This window comes from Enterococcus dongliensis (assembly GCF_031927985.1).
In the GTDB taxonomy this organism is placed as follows: Bacteria; Bacillota; Bacilli; order Lactobacillales; family Enterococcaceae; genus Enterococcus_A; species Enterococcus_A dongliensis.
Genome location: NZ_JARPZC010000007.1, coordinates 78,107 through 99,740 on the forward strand (window position 1 = coordinate 78,107; position 21,634 = coordinate 99,740).

Below are 21,634 nucleotides of genomic sequence, written 5' to 3' on the forward strand. Positions count from 1 at the left end.
TCATCTGCAGGCGGCCTTGTACACGAATCGGCGGCTTTTTTTGTTGCAGATTTTTAAAGACATCCACCCAATCTCGTTATTTCAAGAAAGGGAGAAATTATGAACAGAAGAAAATTTTCAGTTATCGCACTTGTCGCATTATTTATTACCTTTTTAGGCGCACCACTCACGCGAGCTGACGAAAAAACACCTGAAGGAGAATTACGAGTTGGGATGGAGGCTGGCTACGCCCCTTTCAACTGGACTCAAAAAGATGATCGAAATGGCGCTGTGCCGATTCAAGGCGACAAAGCTTATGCTGGCGGATACGACGTGCAAATGGCGAAAAAGATCGCTGACAAAATGAATCGGAAATTGGTCGTTGTCAAAACAGAATGGGATGGCTTGTTGCCGGCTTTGCAGTCAGGCAAGATCGATGCTATTATTGCCGGAATGTCTCCTACTGCTGAACGCCGTAAAGAGATCGACTTTTCTGATCCGTATTACGAATCACAACTAGTCATTGTCACACGTAAAGATACGAATTATGCAAAAGCAACTTCTATCAAGGATTTTGCTGGTGCAAAAATTACTGCTCAATTAAGTACGTTCCATTATGATGTTATTCCTCAAATCCCGGATGTGAAAAAACAAGGGGCCATGGATAATTTCCCAGCGATGCGGGTTGCTTTAGAGTCTGGGACCATCGATGGCTATGTTAGTGAACGGCCTGAAGGCGTAACTGCTGAAAGCGTCAATCCAGATTTAAAAATGGTAGAGTTTGATGAAGCGAACGGCTTCCAAACCAATCCAGAAGATGTACAAGTGTCTGTTGGAATGCGTAAAGGTGATTCTGATGTGGCACAAGTGGACCAAATCTTAGCCGAGATTCCACAATCAGACCGGGTCAATGTTATGGATCAAGCAATCAAAGATCAACCAGCGTCTGATGAGACACAAAATGCTACTGGTAAAAAAGAGAATGTCTTCATTCGTATTTTGAAACAAAACGGTTCGATGTTCTTACGTGGAACTGGCATCACTTTGCTGCTGGCCATTGTTGGGACGACTGTTGGGACATTGATTGGTCTATTAGTCGGTGTCTTTCGGGCAATTCCTGAGTCAAGTAATCGTGCCAAACGAAGTTTACAAAAAGTTTTTGGTTGGCTATTGAATGCCTATATCGAAATTTTCCGCGGAACACCAATGATTGTTCAAGCAGCTGTTATCTACTATGGGATCGCGATGGCTTTTGGAATTGATTTGAATCGAACGATAGCCGCTTTGTTCATCGTTTCTATCAATACAGGGGCGTATATGTCTGAAATCGTCCGCGGCGGGATCTTCGCTGTTGATCCAGGTCAATTTGAAGCAGCTCATGCCATTGGGATGACTCACAGCCAAACCATGCGGAAAGTCATCTTACCGCAAGTCTTGCGTAATATTTTGCCGGCAACTGGGAATGAATTGGTCATCAACATCAAAGATACTTCCGTATTGAGTATCATCTCTGTTTCTGAATTATTCTTCCAAGGGAAATCAGCGGCAGGAACAAACTACATGTTCTTCCAGACTTATTTCATCATTTGTGTGATCTACTTTATCTTGACCTTCACAGCTACCCGTATCTTGCGAGTAGTCGAAAAGAAAATGGATGGTCCTTCAGCTTATGCTCGTTTGGATGACACAGATACAGCAGTCAGTGAAGAAAAATAGTTTTAACTTTCATTTTTACCTATTAATTGCGTTGTTCCTGATTGGAATGAATAAGGAGGATCATTATGAGCAGTATCATTGAAATCGAACATTTGAAAAAAAGTTTCGGCGACAATCTCGTCTTAAAAGATATCAGTATGAAGGTCAACAAAGGAGAAGTTGTCTCGATCATCGGTGCATCAGGTTCAGGGAAATCAACATTGTTGCGCTGCATCAATCTATTAGAAACACCAACTGATGGCAAAATCATGTACCAAGGAGAAAACGTCTTAGCTCCTGGCTATAGTTTGCCAAAATATCGGACACATCTTGGCATGGTCTTTCAATCATTTAACCTTTTCAATAATATGAATGTTTTGCAAAATTGTACAAGTGGTCAAATTACTGTTTTAGGTCGAAAAGAAGACGAAGCCAAAAAGATTGCATTGGAAAATTTGGAAAAAGTTGGTATGGATCGTTTTATCGACGCGAAGCCTGCTCAACTTTCCGGCGGACAAAAACAACGGGTAGCGATTGCACGCGCACTATCCATGAACCCAGAAGTGATGTTGTTTGACGAACCGACCTCTGCACTAGATCCAGAGATGGTAGGCGATGTATTGCAGATCATGAACAAATTGGCAGAAAGTGGACTGACGATGGTCGTTGTCACACATGAAATGGATTTTGCTAAAGAAGTATCTGACCGAGTAATCTTTATGGACAAAGGTGTCATCGCTGAAGAAGGCAGCTCAGAAGATATTTTTGTTCACCCGAAAGAGGCTCGAACCAAAGAATTCTTACATCGCGTCTTGCATCCAAGATCGTAATAAAAACGCGCAGCAGAAGGATAAATCTTCTGTTGCGCATTTTTGTTATTTTGGTTGTTTGTCTCACCTTTCAAGGACAAGATGAACATTTATTCTGTTCTTTCTTAAAATGCGATGAAATTAGTTCATTCTATCCAATTTTACTCACTATTTATCAGTTATTAACTGACAGGTTTATGTAAATACAGTACAATATAGAGGAATATGCTTAAAAAAATTCAGATTAATAACCTAATTTAATAAAGGAGGAAAACAGATGTTATATGAGGAACTTATGTTTGACACGTCGCTCCTCTTACGTTTTAATATCTTTAAATACTTAAACCAATCTACGAAAAAAATCCTGGCGATCAGCCAATTGTCAGAAGATTTAGATTTAAATTATCAACAAAGTGTCATCGAATTAAATGAGATCGACCAAGAATTGGCAGAGATCCGTCCAAACCATGAGACGATCATGATGCGCGCGGGCAAAGTGAATCTGGAAAATTTGAATGCTTCCATTGACGAGTACCGCTACCACTTGTTACAGCAAGCCGTACCGTTCCAATTTATTTTATACTTTTTAAATGAACAAGAACCGACCATTGAACAATTTTGTGAAAGCTATTTTGTCAGTCGCTCCACTGTTTCTCGTAAAATCGATAAATTGAAAAAATACTTGAAACGTTTCAACATTCGCTTCACCTATACAGAAGCGGGTATGTCGGGAGACGAACGCTTGATTCGCTTAGCTTTATTCGATCTTTTGTGGCTGGGAACTCGTGGCATCGAATGCCCACTGAATGTTGAGCCGCATCAATTGAATCGTTTAGTCGATACTTACAAAGATTACTTCCCATTGTCACGAACTTATTTTGGAACACAAGAAATCAGATTGTTCACGTCAATTAGTCTGATTCGTATCAATAATAAGAAGTTTGTTAAATACGATCCACGGTACAATTTCTTGATGAAAGACAATCCGTATTACGACTTTACTTCATTGCGTGAGTTGATCGATGTCTCAATGACGACGCGCCAGTTAAAAGGGGAATCTAGTTTCATTTATTTCTTGGCGCATTATTCGCCGTTTTACACGATTCGTGACGACCAAAGTTTAAAACAGACGCTTTATGATTTTGATGCACGCCCAAATCCAGTCAACGATTTTGTTACAGAATTTCGCAATTTTGCCAAAAAAGCCTTATTCCCTGATCGAACAGAAATAATGGATGATCCTTTAGTCGTTGCAAATATGTTGAATATCACTTTCGGCTACTTTATTTTTCGGCAGCCGTTTCCTAACATCGTTGATTTAGTAATGGACCCAAATGAGAAACAAACTCGCGGTGAATATATTTTATTCCAAAATATCCAAAATTTTATGCAGATGGCCAAAGATAATCCCTCTTACAGCTTTATCAACTCTGCTCATCCACTGATTACGCGAGCCTTTAAACGTTTGTTATTGCCTTATTTCGATCAGTTCCCTTATGCACATAATCTAAAAATCGGAATCGCGTTGGAACATAATGCAATCTTTGTCCGCGAATTGTATCGCTTCTTAGAGGACTTACGTTTTATCGATGCTGAACCCTATGACGTCTCTTTGAAAGACGATTATGATTTGATCATCAGCTCCTCTTCATTATTGAAAAAAGAAAGACCAAATATTCACTTATATCAACTCGATTTTCCTTATACGAAGAATGAACTCATTCCTTTATATTTGGAATTGCGAAACATTTACGACAAGAAAAATCGAGTCTACGAATAAAAACTCAGGAGCGTATCGCTCCTGAGTTTTTAGCATTTGTTTTAAGTTTATTTTTAACTGCTCTCATTTTTTTAAAATTAATAGTTTCGCTAGTCTTTCATCACATTTTATTCATAACTCGTTGCTATTGTATAAACATACCAACAAACAACCCTAACACTTTTTCATTTTTTAACTCCTTTGCTCATCGGCCACCCACCGATGAGCTCTTTTTTTAGCACATTAATTTTCATTTCCTTTAATTTTTTTTTACTTTTTTGCTAAACTTCATTCACAAATAATTCACATCTCACTGCTATTATATAAGCATACCAACAAACAACCCTAACACTTTTTCATTTTTTAACTCCTTTGCTCATCGGCCACCCACCGATGAGCTCTTTTTTTCGTTACACTTCTAACATTTTTTCAACGATCTGCGCTATTGATGGAATAATGAAAATCCCCATTCATTAAACTGCTGATTCAAACACCGATCAAACTAAACCGCTGATTTTTCCCACCATCAGTTTAAAAAATAGAGCGATCTATAAAATCCCATAGCCAAGCTGGTCCATTCTTTTTTGCATGATACCCTCCCCAGTAATAGTTTCTCTTTATTAGCATATCAGAAGGCAATCATTAAGAAATCGGTTTTATATTTTTGACGAGGATAGTTAAAAGACAAAAAACTAGGTACTCTATAGATAGAGTACCTAGTAGATAAAACTATTTTTTAGGTGTTTCAAACAATGGGCTGACAGGTTTATTTTCATGGATACGTTTGATTGCATCTCCCATTAATTCACCCACACTGATTTCATCAATCTTATCAATTTTGCGTTCGTCAGATAAATAGATTGAATCAGTCACAACTAGATGTTCGATTGCTGAATCTTGAATCCGTTGCATTGCTGGACCAGATAAAACAGGATGTGTACATGAAGCATAGACTTGTTTCGCACCGGCTTCTTTCAAAGCATTTGCAGCTAAGGTAATTGTCCCTGCTGTATCGATCATATCATCGATAATGACACATGTTTTGCCGTCGACTTTTCCGATAATATTCATTACTTCAGCCACATTTGCTTTTGGACGACGTTTGTCGATAATCGCAATCGGAGCTTTCAAAAATTCTGCCAATTTACGTGCGCGTGTTACGCCACCATGGTCAGGAGATACGACAACAACATCATCGCCGTGGATTCCTTTTTCCAAGAAATAATTAGCAATTAATGGGGCACCCATTAAATGATCCACCGGGATATCAAAAAATCCTTGGATTTGAGAAGCATGTAGATCTAAAGTCAATAGACGTGTTGCGCCAGCTTTTTCAATCATGTTGGCAACAAGTTTAGCGGTAATTGGTTCCCGTGCACGTGCTTTGCGATCCTGACGGGCATACCCGTAGTAAGGCATCACAACGTTGATTGTTTTGGCACTCGCCCGTTTTAAGGCATCAATCATAATCAAAAGTTCCATTAGATTATCATTTACTGGACTACTTGTTGACTGAACCACATAGACATGACAGCCACGAATACTTTCTTCAATGTTTACTTGAATTTCACCATCACTAAATTGGTTAACTGAACTTTTTCCTAGCTCAACACCAACCTCTTCAGCGATTTTTTCAGCTAAGTGACGATTAGAATTCAAAGCAAAAATTTTCAATCTTGGATCAAAATAATGTTTCGACATGGGGACCTCCACTTTCTTTTTAAACATACGTTATCGATTATATACCATTTCAAATAAAATACTAGTCATTTCCATTTAAGAAATCAAGAGATTTCCCTTAAAACGGCAAACGGCTTGCGTAACCGGCCTTATTAATTTGCCGCGCACGAGCGATCCCCATATCACCTGCATCAATATCTTCGGTGATTGTTGAGCCTGCTGCTGTGACACTATTATCGGCGATTACAACTGGTGCAATAATATTGGTACCTGAACCAATGAAAACATGATCCCCTACGGTAGTATGATGTTTATTTTTCCCATCATAATTGACAAATACTACGCCGCAACCGATATTATTATCTTTTCCTAGCGTCGCATCTCCAACATACGTCAAGTGACCTACTTTGGTATTTTCACCAATCGTTGCTTTTTTGATTTCTACATAATTGCCGATATGGGCATGTTCGCCAATCTCTGCTTGTGGACGCAAATGTGCATTCGGACCAACGTCTGCATACTTGCGCACGACACATTCTTCTAAAACAGAAGACTTAATCTCAACATTCTCTTCAATCGTACTGTCGACGATTTTTGAATGTGCACCGATGATACAATCTGAACCAATCACTGTACGGCCTTGGATTTGCACTCCCGGTTCGATTACTGTGTCTGAGCCAATCACAACACCTGCATCGATATAAGTCGTTGCTGGATCAATGAAGGTCACGCCATTGATCATGTGTTGCCGATTGATACGACGACGCATGCTTTCATTCGCATTCGCTAAAGCGATTCGATCATTAACTCCTAATGATTCTTCAAAATCCTCGGTTTGATAGGCTGCGACTGTCTGTCCTTCATTTTTCAAAATCTCAACGATATCCGTTAAATAATACTCTCCTTGAGCATTATTCGTCCCGATTTTTTCTAAGGCTGCAAATAATTGCTCATTGTCAAAACAATAAGTTCCGGTATTGATTTCTTGTGTTCGCGCTTCTTCTGGTGTCGCATCTTTTTGTTCGACAATTTTTTCTACGATACCAACATGATCCCGTAAGATTCGGCCGTAACCAGTTGGATCTTCGGCGTGAGCAGTCAAGATTGTTGCACTTGCTTTTTTCCCTTGGTGATAATCAAATAAATTATTCAAGGTCTGCGTGGTCAGTAATGGAGTGTCGCCACTGATAACTAAAGTGGTTCCTTTTTTTCCTTTTAAAAATTCAGCCGCTTGCATGACTGCATGACCGGTCCCTAATTGTTCTGCTTGCAACGCATATTTACTACGCTCGCCTAATTGTCCTTTGACCATTTCTGCGCCGTGGCCAACGATTGTTACAATCTCAGTCGGTTGCGTCTCTACTACTCGCTCAATGATGTGTTCTACCATCGGTTTACCTGCAACTGGATGCAAGACTTTATATAACTTTGATTTCATACGGGTTCCTTTCCCCGCTGCTAAAATAATCGCATAACGATTTTCCAAAAGAAGTCACTCCTCGATTCAAATTGATGCGATTGCTAAAAAATCGCAATTCTCATATTTTTTCTACTCACAAATTAAAGCAAACGTGACGTTTCATTTATTCAAGAAAACGATCAGCTTGATTTAGATTCACAAAATTATTTATTTTCGCTCCCTTACCATTTTACTAGCTGGACGCAAAAAAGGCTAGCCTATCAGACTCTCGTTAAATAGAGAGCCTAACTAGCTTAGCATTTTCAGTTATTTATCAAAACAGTTCCCCGGTACGACTGTAATCGTTTTTGTACTCGTATCGACATCTTGTACGAACAATAACGAATTGTAGTCATCGATCGCGCGCTCACCTTTAAACTTAGATTCCGCAAAGACCGTAATTCCGACAAGTTCTGCTTCAAATTCTTCGATCAGGCTCTTCATGCCGTTGACGGTCCCGCCGCCTTTCATGAAGTCATCCACGATCAAGACTTTTGAACCGCGTTTCAAACTGCGTTTTGATAATTCCATTTTTTCGATTCGTTCAGAGGAACCAGAAACATAATTCACACTAACAGTAGAACCTTCTGTAATTTTAGAATCGCGTCGAACAATTACAAAGGGTGCGTTTAAGTAATATGAAACGGCTTGAGCGATCGGCACGCCTTTCGTTGCAACCGTCATGACTGCATCAACTTTTTTATCTAAATACTGTGCTGCAATAATTCGACCCACTTTGCGTAATAAATCGGGTTGTCCCAACATATCAGATAAGTACACATACCCACCTGGCAATAATCGATCTTCTTCTGATAGACGTTCAGCTAAAGATTCGATATATTCTCGTGCCTCTTCATCAGTGATACTCGGTGTAAAGACAACACCGCCAGCAGCACCAGGGATTGTTTCTAAAATACCTGTCCCACGCTCTTTAAATGTTTTCTTAACAATGGCTAAGTCTTCACTGATTGAAGATTTTGCCGAATCATATCTGGCTGCAAAAAAGGTCAATGGGATCAAATCATGGGGATGATCCAACAAATATTGTGTCATGTCGATTAATCGTTCACTTCGACGCACTTTCACGTAATTCACTCCTATTTCATTTTAGTCTAACTATTTTCCACACGAAAAATAATTTTGATTTTCATCGGATGTCTGGCTCAGCTCAACACACAACTAAGTCACGGACAGCACATTCTGATTGATCGTTTCCCATTATAAGGGTTTAGTTGATAAAATTCGAGCATTTTCTCATTTTAAAGTTGAAAAGTTCGGAATTTATTAATTATTCTACAAAAAAAGAGGAAAAGCTTTCGCTTTCCTCTATTTTTGTGCTTGTTTTCGTTGAATCCTTATCCGTAATTGCCGAATTCCATTGAGAAGTAAAAACAATAAGATAAATCCAAGTGTAATTGTCGCTCCTGGCGGTGTATCTAAATAATAAGAGCTCGTCAAACCACCGATCATTCCGACAAAGCCTACTAGAACACTGATCAAAATCACGATATTAAAACTTTTTCCTACCCGCATCCCGATGGCTGCAGGCAACACCATAATTGCTGAGATTAATAATGCTCCTGCGATTGGGATCATAATCGCGATTGCGATCCCTGTCACGACATTGAAAATCATCGACATCATGCGAATAGGCAAACCATCAACAGCTGCGATATCTTCGTCAAAAGTTAATACATACATTGGACGTTTAAATAAGAAAAATAAAATACCGACTAAAACAAATAAGATTCCTAAAAAGACGACTTGTTGCCATGTGATTGTTACAATCGAACCAAATAAATAAGATTGGATGCTGACAGCAGAACTTCCTGGTGCTAAGCTCATCAGTACCAACGCTACAGCTAAACCAGCCGCCATCAAAATTGCTATGGAAATCTCAGAATAAGAACTATACATATTTTGCAAATATTCCATGATGATTGCTGCAATCACAACGACTAGCAGCGTGGTTCCGGTAGGATTCAAATTCAAGAAAAAGCCTAATGCAACTCCAGCTAACGAGACATGAGACAGAGTATCGGCCATCAAAGATTGCCGACGAATAACTAGAAAGACCCCTAACATCGGTGCGATACCGGCAATAAAAATCGCCGCTAGAAAGGCTCGTCTCATGAACTCATATGAAAGCAACGCCATTTAGAATTCTCCTTTCGCACCAATCGAATATGACGATCGATATATTTTTTGGTATCTTCATGATCGTGTGTGATCATTAAAATACTTTTATCATGAGCATGCGCACTATGTCGCAGCAACTCATAAAAATCATTTCGCGATTTTTCATCCATTCCAGTCGTTGGTTCATCTAGAATCAATAGATCTGGATCTTTGGCAAACAATCGAGCCAAACTAATCCGCTGTTTTTGCCCACCAGATAGTTCTCCAACTTTTTTATGGCGCATGTTCCACATGTCTACTGACTCCAAGGCTTTTTGAACATGTTCATGGTCTCGCGGAGATAATTTTTTAAACCATTTTCCTTGAGGATAGCGTCCAGATTCCACTAATTCCAAAACAGTGCTGGGAAATCCAGCATTGAATGAGGCGACTTGTTGTGGAATGTAGCCGATACTCAATTTTTTTCCTTGATTGTTTTTCTTAGCGATTGTTACTTTTCCACTGCTTGGTTTCAATAAACCTAATGTCGCTTTGATCAATGTCGATTTTGCGGCACCGTTTTCTCCAGTCAAAATGACAAATTCCCCCGGGTCCACATGATAGGATACATTTTCTAAAACCGGTTCGTTGTCATAATAAAACGAGAGGTCTTCCACCTCGATATACGACATTTTCGTCTCTCCTTTTTCCTACTAATGAATAACTTTCTTCAATGCTGTCAAGTTTTCACGCATAACAGTCAAGTAATCCTCCCCATCTTCGATCTGTTTTTTTGTCAGACTCTCTAGTGGATTCAATACGGCCAATTCCACACCCGTTTCTTTAGAGAGGGTTTCAGCAACTTTTGATGACGCATTTTCTTCAAAATAAATCACCTCTACTTGATGATCATCCACATAATGTTTCAATTCGCTCAAGCGACTTGGTGAAGGTTCTTGATCTGGTGAGATTCCAGCAATCGCTTCTTGCGTCAATCCATATTGTTTCGCTAAATAACCAAAAGCGGCATGTTGCGTCACGAAGGCTTTGTTCTTCGCGTCTTTAAAAGCTGTTTGGTAATCAGCATCTAACGTTTTTAATTCTGAGATATAACTTGCAGCATTTTTTTCAAATTGTGCTTGATAATCTGGGTATTTTTTTATCAACTGATCTCGGATGGTCTCGACTTCAGTAATCGCCAAAACGGGGTCTAGCCAGACATGGGGGTCCAATTCATGATCGTGAGCATGTTCTTCGTCATATTCATGTGCGTCCTCATGCTCGTGGGCTTCGCCATCCATTAATTGGATTTCTTTTGAAGCTTGAATAATCATTGTCTTTTTCGTATCAATCGTATCCGTCAGATTTTCCGTCCATGTCTCCAGTTCTGGACTATTGTAAACAAAAACATCAGAATCCGAAATTTTTGCCAAATCTTTGGCAGAAGGTTCAAAATCATGCGGTTCAGTCCCTGCCGGAATCAACAATTCCACAGTTCCAGTATCACCTATTACTTGTTTAGTGAATTCATACATTGGATAAAATGTCGTCATCACTTGGATTGCATCGTTAGAAGAAGCTTCTTCTTTTTCTTGACCGCCGCAAGCAGTCAGTAAAATTGATAGTACCACAGTTCCAAATAAAAGTAGTCCTTTTTGCATTTTCATTTATCTAAACACCTTCTCTTCTCTTTTTAAGACAAGATTTAATTTAACAGATGTTTTTCTATCCGTCAACACAAAGCGTAAAATTTACGATTTACATTCAAATAATCGTGATAAACCGTAAAATAAATGACATTCTATTCATATGTAAAACGGAACCTGTATGCGCTTCATTATTTTGTTTATGTTATTTAATAATTAGCAGAACAAAAAATAACCAACGTTTCCCAACGAATAGTCTCTCGATTATTTGTTCTTGGCAAGCAGTATTAAAAAAGTAGACCCCGCAGGATCTACTTCAACGTACGAACAAGATAGACTTCCTCACAAAAGCCTTTCAACGCATTAAATACATGCTTGGCTCGCGAATATTTGTGACACAAAGCATAGACCGTCGGACCGCTGCCACTCATCATCGCAGCATCTGCACCGTATTTCAACATGCGATCTTTTAATTGCTGGATAATCGGATGTTTCTTGATTGTTACGACTTCCATAGAATTGCCTAAGTTCGCCGTCATCTTTTGGTAATCATTTTCTTCAATAGCAGAGACAAGCGCCGCAATATCAGGATGGTACAACTCTTCCATCACGATTTTAGCAAAAATCGTTCGTGTCGATACACTCATACGGGGCTTGACTACGACAACCCAACACTGAGGCATCGGTGCGATTGGTGTTACCTTTTCGCCAAATCCTTCCACTAAAGAAGTCTGTCCATAGACACAATAAGGAACATCCGAACCAATTTCTGCACCAAGTCGAGCCAATTCTTCTAAAGATAATCCTAAGTTCCACAAGCGGTTAACCGCTCGCAAAGCTGCTGCTGAATCCGTCGAGCCTCCGCCTAAGCCGGCTGCGACTGGAATCTCTTTATGGATTTTGACTTGTAGGCCTTTTTTTATATCAAAGCGTTCTTTGATTAATTCCAACGCTTCATAGACGTGATTTTTTTTATCCGTGGGCAAAAAAGCCTTGTTCGTCTCAATGATAATTTTATCTTCAGGAATCTCTTCTAAGTACAAACGATCTGCTAGATCGATGCTCGCCATGACCATCGCCAACTCATGCAAACCATCCGGTCGCTTGCCTAAAATATCAAGGCCTAAATTAATTTTCGCTGGGGCTTTTTCCATAATTTCCATTTTCTCACCCGTTCAAATTTTTCACTAGACGATTCTAACATAGCCCATAATAAATGTATAGATAATTCATTTTAGCATAGCCGACTGCAAATAAGTTGAATATTTTTACCGAAGATTTTACTATTAAAATATGAGTTCTTTCTCTATGTTCCATATCCTTTTTTGTTGTCGTTTTAGTAAGTCGGAAAACAATTATAATTTAGGAGGAATGATGTATGAATCTATTACCAAAAAATGAGTGGCTAGATGGCGAAGATTTAGTTGGAAAATTGATGAATACCTTTTGGGATGATCGGAAAATGAGTGTCGATATTCGAGACTTAGATGATTACTACGAAGTAAAAGCGGATCTGCCGGGATTTGAGAAAGAAGAGATTTCTGTTCATTACAGCAATGACCTTCTTTCAATCGATGCTGAACACACAGCTGAAAATGAGGTCAAAGACGATGGCCGTTTTGTCCGTAGAGAACGTTCTAGTAGTGCCTATCGTCGACAATTTGTCGTAAAAAATATTATTGAAGAAAAAATCAGTGCGAAATTCGAAAACGGCGTTCTTACGCTGCAACTGCCTAAAGCTGATGATGAAGAGAAAAAAAGCAAAGCGATTACGATTGATTAAAAAAGACGAGCCAATTACGGCTCGTCTTTTTTAAACTTCGATCATTTCTTCAGAAATTGTTACGCCTTTATTTTTTCCTCGACCGATTAGCAACAACAATTGCAACGCAGAGAACAAGAAACTACTGTCTTTCATATAAGCAAAGTATCTCGGCCGCCAGCGGTCAACATACATCGTTTTTTCTTCGGTAACTTGCTGAAAAGCATAGATCGAATGACCATATTTATAAATCAAATTCATGATCCGCTCCCCTAAGAACGCAAAAGAAGTCTCACCAACTTTAGCTAGTGGTGCCATTCCTTGATAAACTTCATGATATCCTTGGTCTTTCAGCTCATCCATCAAATGCAGTTTCAAAAATGTCGGCAATTCATTAGGGACCTCGCTGCGAAAACGCAAAAGATCAAATGATGCTTTTTCTTGATTGATCGGCTGTTCAGTAATAAAACCAACGATTCGATTTTGCGGATCACGTGCAATCCCAATATTACTCGTTTCAATATAAGCTCGATCAAAACGTCCTACGGAAAAGCATTTTTCTTTTTCACCATTCAGCCATTCATCGGAAATCTCTTCCAATTCTTCAAAAACCTCTTCTGGTAATTTTTCAAAATAGATAAATTGGTAGCCTTCATTGGTCAATCGTTTGAATTCGAATCGATCTGAAAAAACATCGTGCTCATGTCGTGTGAAATCAGTAACACCAGTCTCACCGATCTTATCAAAATGAAAGCCCAGATCATGTAAAAGCAAGACATACTTTTCTGATATTTTATAAAATGCCAGCTGATAGCCTAGTTTATCTGCATACTCCATAAAAGCAAACGTAGCTTCCTGCCATTTTTCTGGATTTCCCACGGGATCACCTAATACAAAACACTTATTTGCCCGTGTCTGGAAGCCAAAAACAATTTGATCGTTCCCGTTTTCCTGATAATAAAAATAATGATAGCCTGAGACACGCAAATAATGACTGGCTGGTGCCCCGCCATAACGATTAATCAAATAGTTGAATCGTTTCTCATCCCAAGCAATACCGATTTTGCTCTCACTTTGGGTCAAGTATTGATACAGAATTGCCAAACACAAAATCGATAAAATCAACCCAACTAAACCTGAGAACCAAATCTCACCTGAAGGAAAAGCAAAGTATCTTGTTGATAAGCGTTCGGTGCTCCAAATCTGACCACTGTGATACCCGGCTACTGCGTAGAAAATAAAGAGTAAGCCAAACAAGATTCCATCAAAAACTAACGCTCCCCAAGAATAAACAAAACGTTCCCGATAAAATTCTCGCCGTGACAGCCAAACGATCAACAAAATCACTAAGTAAACAACAATCAAACGAATCGAAGCTGTTCTGGCTACCGTATTAACAATCCCGAAAATCAATAATACAATGGTCGGCCAAAATGCCCGCTTCACTTTTTGTGAAATCCCTCGTGCAAATCCCAGCAATAAAAAACCGATCAATAAATTCAGTGTCTGATCCAAGAAGTCAAATGAAAAGGGCAATAATACTTGGAACAAGCGGCTGATATTCGACAAATTAGTCAATGTGGACAACAAGATCATCATGATTCCGGCAAAATAAACTGCACTGACCATAATCACATGAGCAACTTTTTGCGAAAGCACTCGCGGTAAGTTATCAAAATAACGATTCATTTTCACACTAGTATTTGTCAAAAAGATTACGATTCCAGTGACAAAGGGAATCAGATAGTAAAAGATTCGATAGAACAAGATCCAGACCACAGCCGTACTTTGATCTAAACCGAGATGTCCTAATCCTAAAATCATCATGACATCAAAAGTCCCCGCACCTCCTGGGACCATCGTCAGCATCCCTAATCCAGTCGCGATGACAAACATCGGATAAACTTCTCCGATAGTTAGTTTCACGCCCATTAGATAACCGACAATCAAAAAGACAGTCAATGCACCTAACCATTGACCCAATGAGGCTAAATACAATTCAAAGATTTGTTTCAATCGAAATTCTTTAAAAATCGTGCGGCGGCGTCCGTAAACTAAACAAAATAATAACGGTGCAAAGGCTCCGCCAGCTAATAGCCAAAATCGATAACGAACAAATGAATTCTCCGTTCGAAAAAATAGCAGATCTAAAGAGGTAATAAATGCCATGATTGAAAGTCCTGCCAACATGAACAGAGCAATCTTGGAAATTACAGCCAACACCTTTTTCTTTTCCATTCCTTTACCATAAAAACTTGAACGCAAACTTACACCAACTACACCACCAAATCCAGCTAAATTATTGATAGTATTTGTAGTCCAAGCAGAAACGAACCACTCTTTTCGATCCATCCGCGGTCGTCCCGCTGATTCAAGTATGGTGATTGCTACATGATCATATAAAAGCATCGGCAAAACACCGCACAGCCCAATTCCAAACATGCTTAGAAGTGTTACTTGATCTTGTTGTTTGATTGTTTGCCAAACTGTCTGCCAGCTCATTCCATGGGCAATATTTTTCACTTGATTGGCAACGAAAAATAAGACAATTCCGAAGAATATAATTTTGAGCAAGGTGGCATAACGTTTAAACCAGCGACTGATAGTCGTCATCCTTCTACTCCTATTCTTTCTTTTCTTATAGTCTATTCTAAATGAATTTTGATTTTGAAGCTATTCTTTTAATTGATAACAGCTCAAAGATAGCAAAAAAAGGCTGTGACTTCAATTTGTCACAGCCTTTCAACTACAAATGAATCATTGTTTATTTAGCATAATCCGTTGCTCGTGTCTCCCGAATAACGACCACTTTGATATGTCCTGGGTAATCTAATTCATCTTCGATTCTTCGACGAATGTCACGAACTAAACGAACCGCATCCAAATCAGAAATCTCTTCTGGTTTTACCATGACACGAACTTCACGACCTGCTTGAACAGCGAAACTTGAGTCTACTCCATCAAAACTATTTGAAATATTTTCTAAGTTCTCTAAACGACGGATATAGTTTTCTAGCGATTCACTCCGTGCACCTGGTCTAGCAGCAGAGACTGCATCTGCAGCGGCTACTAAAACAGAGATAACTGACGTTGCCTCTGTATCTCCATGGTGAGAGGCGATCGCATTGATTACAACTGGATTTTCACGATATTTTGCGGCAAGTTCAGCGCCAATCTCAACGTGAGAACCTTCGATTTCATGATCTAATGCTTTCCCAATGTCATGAAGCAATCCGGCACGTTGCGCTAATTGAACATCTTCTCCTAATTCTGCGGCTAAGACACCCGTTAATTTCGCAACTTCTACTGAATGATTCAATACATTTTGACCATAGCTGGTACGGAAATGCAATCGACCCAAAATCTTAATCAAATCTGGATGTAAAGTGTGGGCGCCTACTTCAAAGGCTGCTTGTTCCCCGTATTCACGAATACGTTCATCCATTTCTTTGCGAGATTTTTCAACCATTTCTTCAATCCGAGCCGGATGAATCCGACCATCTTGGATTAATTTTTCCAATGTCATACGGGCGATTTCCCGTCTGATTGGATCAAAACCGGATAAAACAACTGCTTCTGGTGTGTCATCGATAATCAAATCGATTCCTGTCAGTGTTTCTAATGTCCGAATATTACGGCCTTCACGACCAATGATGCGACCTTTCATCTCATCATTTGGCAAAGTGACTACCGAAACCGTCGTCTCAGAAACAGCATCCGCACCACAACGTTGGATTGCCATTGCCAAAAGGTTTTTCGCTTTACGATCTGCCTCTTCTTTAGCGCGTTGTTCAGATTCCTTGACCATAACTGTTAACTCATGGTTCAATTCCTCTTCCGTCGTCTTCATGATAACTTCTTTTGCTTCATCTTTTGTTAAAGCAGCGACTTGTTCCAATTTTGTTTGTTGTTCTTCAATTAGTTGTTCTACATCTTTTTCTCGCTCGTCAATTAATTGCTGTCTAGCACTGATTTTTGTTTCTTTTTCTTCCAGTGAGTGCTCACGCTTCTCGAGAGAGTCGTCTTTACGATCTAAAGTCTGTTCTCTTTGAAGCAAGCGACTTTCTTGTGATTTTAATTCTTGTCTGCTTTCTTTCAACTCACTTTCAACTTGTGCGCGATACTGCTGGTTTTCTTCTTTGGCTTCCAACAAAGCTTCTTTCTTCAAGGTCTCCGCTTCTTTATTTGCATGCGTAATGATTCCTCTAGCTGTGTTTTGTGCCCCATCAATTTCCTTTTCATGACGTGCTTTTGCTGCCACGAAACCCAAACCAAGACCGACAATTAAACCGATGATAGCGAGGAGAATAGGAACTAACATTAAATCCACCTCCGTACTATCTTATTTACCTATCTGTAGTTTTTTGATAAACGAATGTCAAATTATCAATATGCCTACTTGCATATGTGTGTTTATCACACAAGTTTATTCTAATGTTTGTCTGATAGCGTGTCAACTTTATTTCTCTTTTGCCGTCTATCGTGTCGTTATCGCTTTCATTTGGTGCTATTCATAAAAAAAACACTAATGACCGTGGTATACACTGAGTCATTAGTGCCATTTTTTATTCTTCTAAAGGTAATTCTTCCTGACCAGCATCTTCTGTCTCATTTGGTGCCAAATCATCACCGATACCATAAGCTGCTCGTACACGCGTTGCCACTTCTGCCATCATTTCTGGGTGATCTGCCAAATATTTCTTCGCATTCTCACGACCTTGGCCGATTCGATCTTCTTTATAGCCGTACCAAGCACCACTTTTATCGATAATGTCTTGCTCAACAGCCATGTCTAATAACTCACCTTCTTGTGAGATTCCTAGTCCATACATAATATCGACTTCTGCAACTTTGAACGGCGGTGCTACTTTATTTTTTACAACTTTGATCTTAGTACGGTTCCCAACGATGTCTGTCCCGTTTTTCAATTGTTCAGCACGACGCACTTCTAAGCGAACCGTTGCATAAAACTTCAATGCTCGTCCACCCGGTGTAATCTCTGGATTACCAAACATGACACCGACTTTTTCACGAATTTGGTTGATAAAGACTGCAATCGTCTTTGTTTTATTGATTGAACCAGATAATTTACGCAATGCTTGTGACATTAATCGGGCTTGCAAACCAACGTGTGAGTCACCCATTTCACCATCAATCTCAGCACGTGGTACCAATGCTGCTACAGAGTCAATAACGATGATATCGATAGCCCCACTAGAAACTAAGGCATCCGCAATTTCCAACCCTTGTTCCCCTGTATCTGGTTGTGACAGCAATAGATCATCAATATTCACACCTAGACGTTGTGCATATTGTGGATCTAAAGCATGTTCAGCATCAATAAAAGCTGCAGTTCCGCCGTGTTTTTGCACTTCCGCAATAGCATGCAGCGCTACGGTCGTTTTACCAGAACTTTCTGGACCATATACTTCAATGATCCGTCCGCGTGGATAGCCGCCTACACCTAGCGCAACATCCAATGCCAAAGAGCCGCTTGGGATTGTTGAAATTTGTTGATCGACCTTTTCCCCTAATTTCATGATCGAGCCTTTTCCGTAATTCTTTTCAATCTTTTTCATTGCAGCATCTAAAGCCGCTTTACGATCATTAGCCAATAGCTGATCCTCCTATTTTTATTAATGTAGTTATTTTTTCTATCGGAAAAAATAATTTTGATGTTCTTGCTGCATACGTGCCTTCTGTGCCATAAAAAGTAAAAAGAACGCAGCTGCTGACTTCTATAATAATTGTGCTTTCACATCATTCGTACTTTTTCAATATCCTTAGTTTATCGGTTTAAAATTAAAAAATCAAGCAAAAAACGAACAAACATTCGCTTTTTTAGTTTTTATTTAGAATTGATCGCCGCACCATATCTAGCCCTTTCATTACTGCGCTATGACGAATATATGAACGGTCGCGAGTAAAGTGGTTTTCAGTGACAATTGTTGCTTTTCCTTTTTGAGCTAATCCGATATAAACCGTTCCTTTTGCCTTGTCTTCTAATTTATCTGGACCTGCTACACCGGTAAAAGATACAGCGTAATCTGTCTCTGCACGTTGTAACGCTGCTTCTGCCATTAATTTCGCACATTCCTCGCTGACTACCCCGACATGATCAAATAGTGTTGAATCAATCCCTAAAAAATTCGCCTTAGTAGCAGCTGAATACGTGACAAAACCTCCTGGAAAAACTTCAGAAACTCCTGGGACTGTCCCTAAAGTGGCTTGGAATTCACCGGCTGTCAAACTTTCTGCAGCAGTGATACTCAATTGATTTTCTTTTAACAGGCTAACTACTACTTCAACTAAACTATTCTCTTCGCCGTATCCATAGAAAAACTCGCCAACTTTTGCCATGATCTCTGCTTCAGTTTGATCCAATAAGGCATTGGCTGAGATCTCGTCTTCTGTTTTTGCTGTGATCCGTAAAGTTACTTCATTCGGTTTTGCATAAGGAGCAATCGTTGGGTTAGACTGTTGTTCGATCATTTCTGCTAGTTCGGTCACCAATCTTGATTCGCCAATCCCGAAGAAGCGTAAAACCCGTGATGTCAGTCTTTCCGTTGTTGGAAACTCTTTTTCCAATAATGGACGAGCTTGTTCTAGGAACATTGGTTTTAATTCACTTGGGGGTCCAGGTAATAATAGATAATTATTCTTTTCGTTTTTATATAAACAACCAATGGCCAAACCTGTCCGATTTGGTAATGGAAGACCGCCTTGTAAGGTCTCAATTTGTCGCAGATTATTCGGCGTCATCGTACTTTGACGTTGTTCAAAAAAAGCCTTCAATGCTACTAATCCTTCTTGATTTTGGACTAGCGGCACACCAACATGATCTGCTAAAACATTTTTTGTTAAATCGTCATCTGTCGGTCCTAAGCCGCCACACAAAACAATTAATTCACTGCGTGTATCTGCCAATTGAAGCAACTCTTCCAAGCGCTTAGGATTGTCTCCTACCACTGTATGAAAATATACCTCAATCCCCATATCTGCCAATTTTTCTGATAAAAATGTGGCATTCGTATTCACGACTTGTCCTAATAAAAGTTCTGTACCTACTGCAATAATTTCCGCTCTCATTTATTTCTCTTCTTTCTAAGATACGCCATTTTTCCTCAACTATAACAGAAAAAACGATCAGAACGATAGATTTTCACATCGTACTGATCGTTTTTCTTACATTGAGCCTTTGAAAAGAGCTGTATTTTTAGCAAAATAATCATAACCTGAATAGACTGTAAAGAATAAACAGATGTACAACATGATTTGATCCATCGGGATACCGATAAAATTAAATGGAACATTGTTTAAATAAAGCAACACGATTCCAACCATTTGTGTCGCCGTTTTGATTTTACCAGGCATCGCTGCTGCCATGACGCCGCCGCCTTGTTCTACAATCAATAAACGTAGACCCGTTACTGCTAATTCTCGACAAACAATAATCGCGATCACCCATGAAGGAGCTCTTCCTTGTTCCACTAAAATAATAAAGGCAGTCATCACCAACATTTTATCTGCCAATGGATCAGCAAATTTTCCGAAATTAGTAACTAATCCGCGGGCACGCGCAATTTTACCATCTAAATGATCCGTATAACTAGCGATTGCAAAAATAATCGCGCCTACTAATTGTGTTACCGCGAGGCTCGTATCTCCAACTTGCAGTGTCCCCCAACCCCATGGGGCTAAAACAATGACCATAAACAATGGAATCATAAAGATTCGTATGACGGTCAATTTATTGGGTAAATTCATGGTACTTCCTCCTAATTTCTACTGATTTACTTTTCAACAAAAACATATGCGCCAAACTAATTCTTTAGTTTAACACATTGCTCGTGAAGCAGTCGTTATTAAGCCGCATAAGCGATATTTAACGTCACATTTTTTTGTGACAATGATTCACCTGGTTGAAAATCCAATGCTTGATCATTGACTTTGATCTCTGCATACTTTGCCATACCCACAGTGATCACCGCTTGTGCTGCATCAGCAGGCAGTTCGGTTGTTTGTGATTCTCCCACCTGCAACGTGTACTGATACGTCAATGCCCCATTAATCTGTACACCGACCCACACCCGCTGTTTGCCAGTGAATGTGATTTTTAACGGCTTTTCCGCATGTTCGATTTTCATCGTTGCTGCGTTTGGTGTGTTTGCTTCCATCGCAACTGCCATTTGAGGTTTTTCTGGTTTTTTGGACGATTCTGTCGCTTGTTCCGGTTGAGAGGAGGAAATTTTTTCTGCTGAAGAGACCCCTGAACGTTCCACTTGGACAGAACTATTTTCCGGAATGATTGCTGTTTCTTGATGATCCAGCCAAGTCACATAACCCACTACCGCGATAATGGCCAATGCTACAAGTCCTAAAGAGATCATCGGCAACGTTGCTTTAAATCGCGCATGTGTAGGATTTTCTGCGTGTTTATTTTTTCTCAGTCCATCAACTGTTTCCAACTCAGGATATGTTGGCAACGGTCGATCCTTGCCGTCTAATACATCGATCAAATAATCACCGTCAAGTTTTACCTCATCAGCATATTGTCGAATAAACGTCCGCAAATAATACTCGCTAGGCAATGCTTGAAAATCATTTTCTTCGATTGCCAACAAATAGCGCTTTTGAATTTTTGTGCGCTGCTGTAACTCATCTAAACTTATTTTTTTATCGATACGGGCTTTGCGTAACGTTTCTCCAATATTTATACTAGCCACT

Annotated in this window: 17 protein-coding genes; 4 read left to right on the forward strand and 13 right to left on the reverse strand. The window is 39.5% G+C overall.

Annotated elements, in window-relative coordinates; all coding sequences use genetic code 11:
* The first annotated feature begins 99 nt into the window (after positions 1-99).
* From P7D84_RS07050 to P7D84_RS07060, 3 genes are all read left to right on the forward strand, one after another.
* A complete protein-coding gene (locus P7D84_RS07050; RefSeq protein WP_311805716.1) occupies positions 100-1,695 on the forward strand; it encodes an ABC transporter permease subunit in 1,596 nt (531 codons plus the stop codon).
* Positions 1,696-1,760: 65 nt separating this feature from the next.
* Positions 1,761-2,504, forward strand: coding sequence for an amino acid ABC transporter ATP-binding protein (locus P7D84_RS07055; protein ID WP_137603791.1), 744 nt, complete (start codon positions 1,761-1,763; stop codon positions 2,502-2,504).
* Between the two features lie 256 nt (positions 2,505-2,760).
* Positions 2,761-4,263 (forward strand): helix-turn-helix domain-containing protein, encoded by a 1,503-nt coding sequence (locus P7D84_RS07060; RefSeq protein ID WP_311805718.1) that lies wholly within the window; start codon positions 2,761-2,763, stop codon positions 4,261-4,263.
* Positions 4,264-4,971: 708 nt separating this feature from the next.
* On the opposite strand, the gene P7D84_RS07065 is transcribed toward P7D84_RS07060, so the two are convergent.
* The 7 genes from P7D84_RS07065 to ispE form a co-directional block, all read right to left on the reverse strand.
* Positions 4,972-5,943 (reverse strand): ribose-phosphate diphosphokinase, encoded by a 972-nt coding sequence (locus P7D84_RS07065; protein ID WP_137603576.1) that lies wholly within the window; start codon positions 5,941-5,943, stop codon positions 4,972-4,974.
* Between the two features lie 97 nt (positions 5,944-6,040).
* Entirely contained in the window at positions 6,041-7,408 is a 1,368-nt protein-coding gene (glmU, locus tag P7D84_RS07070; RefSeq protein ID WP_137603577.1) for a bifunctional UDP-N-acetylglucosamine diphosphorylase/glucosamine-1-phosphate N-acetyltransferase GlmU, read from the reverse strand.
* Positions 7,409-7,648: 240 nt separating this feature from the next.
* The gene (gene purR / locus P7D84_RS07075; protein WP_137603578.1) at positions 7,649-8,467 is read right to left on the reverse strand and encodes a pur operon repressor; all 819 of its coding nucleotides are present in this window, start codon (positions 8,465-8,467) and stop codon (positions 7,649-7,651) included.
* A 240-nt stretch (positions 8,468-8,707) separates the two neighbouring features.
* Entirely contained in the window at positions 8,708-9,538 is an 831-nt protein-coding gene (locus P7D84_RS07080) for a metal ABC transporter permease (RefSeq protein ID WP_137603579.1), read from the reverse strand.
* The gene (locus P7D84_RS07085; RefSeq protein ID WP_137603580.1) at positions 9,511-10,191 is read right to left on the reverse strand and encodes a metal ABC transporter ATP-binding protein; all 681 of its coding nucleotides are present in this window, start codon (positions 10,189-10,191) and stop codon (positions 9,511-9,513) included. The genes P7D84_RS07080 and P7D84_RS07085 overlap by 28 nt, the downstream gene beginning before the upstream one ends.
* Positions 10,192-10,212: 21 nt before the next feature.
* On the reverse strand, positions 10,213-11,166 hold the full coding sequence (locus P7D84_RS07090; RefSeq protein WP_311805719.1) for a metal ABC transporter substrate-binding protein: 954 nt from the start codon (positions 11,164-11,166) through the stop codon (positions 10,213-10,215).
* A 290-nt stretch (positions 11,167-11,456) separates the two neighbouring features.
* On the reverse strand, positions 11,457-12,308 hold the full coding sequence (ispE, locus tag P7D84_RS07095) for a 4-(cytidine 5'-diphospho)-2-C-methyl-D-erythritol kinase (RefSeq protein WP_170999771.1): 852 nt from the start codon (positions 12,306-12,308) through the stop codon (positions 11,457-11,459).
* Between the two features lie 215 nt (positions 12,309-12,523).
* On the opposite strand from ispE, the gene P7D84_RS07100 reads away from it, so the two are divergent.
* On the forward strand, positions 12,524-12,928 hold the full coding sequence (locus P7D84_RS07100; RefSeq protein ID WP_311805720.1) for an Hsp20/alpha crystallin family protein: 405 nt from the start codon (positions 12,524-12,526) through the stop codon (positions 12,926-12,928).
* A 30-nt stretch (positions 12,929-12,958) separates the two neighbouring features.
* Here the strand turns inward: P7D84_RS07100 and mprF are convergent, their stop codons facing one another.
* The 6 genes from mprF to P7D84_RS07130 all read right to left on the reverse strand — a co-directional run bounded on the left by mprF (position 12,959) and on the right by P7D84_RS07130 (position 21,633).
* Positions 12,959-15,520 (reverse strand): bifunctional lysylphosphatidylglycerol flippase/synthetase MprF, encoded by a 2,562-nt coding sequence (gene mprF, locus P7D84_RS07105; protein ID WP_311805722.1) that lies wholly within the window; start codon positions 15,518-15,520, stop codon positions 12,959-12,961.
* A 151-nt stretch (positions 15,521-15,671) separates the two neighbouring features.
* A complete protein-coding gene (gene rny, locus P7D84_RS07110; protein ID WP_311805724.1) occupies positions 15,672-17,228 on the reverse strand; it encodes a ribonuclease Y in 1,557 nt (518 codons plus the stop codon).
* 244 nt (positions 17,229-17,472) lie between these two features.
* Entirely contained in the window at positions 17,473-18,522 is a 1,050-nt protein-coding gene (recA, locus tag P7D84_RS07115) for a recombinase RecA (RefSeq protein ID WP_137603584.1), read from the reverse strand.
* A gap of 226 nt (positions 18,523-18,748) precedes the next feature.
* Positions 18,749-19,996, reverse strand: a complete 1,248-nt coding sequence (locus P7D84_RS07120; protein ID WP_311805726.1) for a competence/damage-inducible protein A — start codon at positions 19,994-19,996, stop codon at positions 18,749-18,751.
* A 96-nt stretch (positions 19,997-20,092) separates the two neighbouring features.
* Positions 20,093-20,674: a CDP-diacylglycerol--glycerol-3-phosphate 3-phosphatidyltransferase gene (gene pgsA, locus P7D84_RS07125; RefSeq protein ID WP_311805727.1), complete on the reverse strand. Its 582-nt coding sequence runs from the start codon at positions 20,672-20,674 to the stop codon at positions 20,093-20,095.
* Between the two features lie 98 nt (positions 20,675-20,772).
* A complete protein-coding gene (locus tag P7D84_RS07130; protein WP_311805729.1) occupies positions 20,773-21,633 on the reverse strand; it encodes a RodZ domain-containing protein in 861 nt (286 codons plus the stop codon).
* Between the last annotated feature and the right edge of the window lies 1 nt (position 21,634).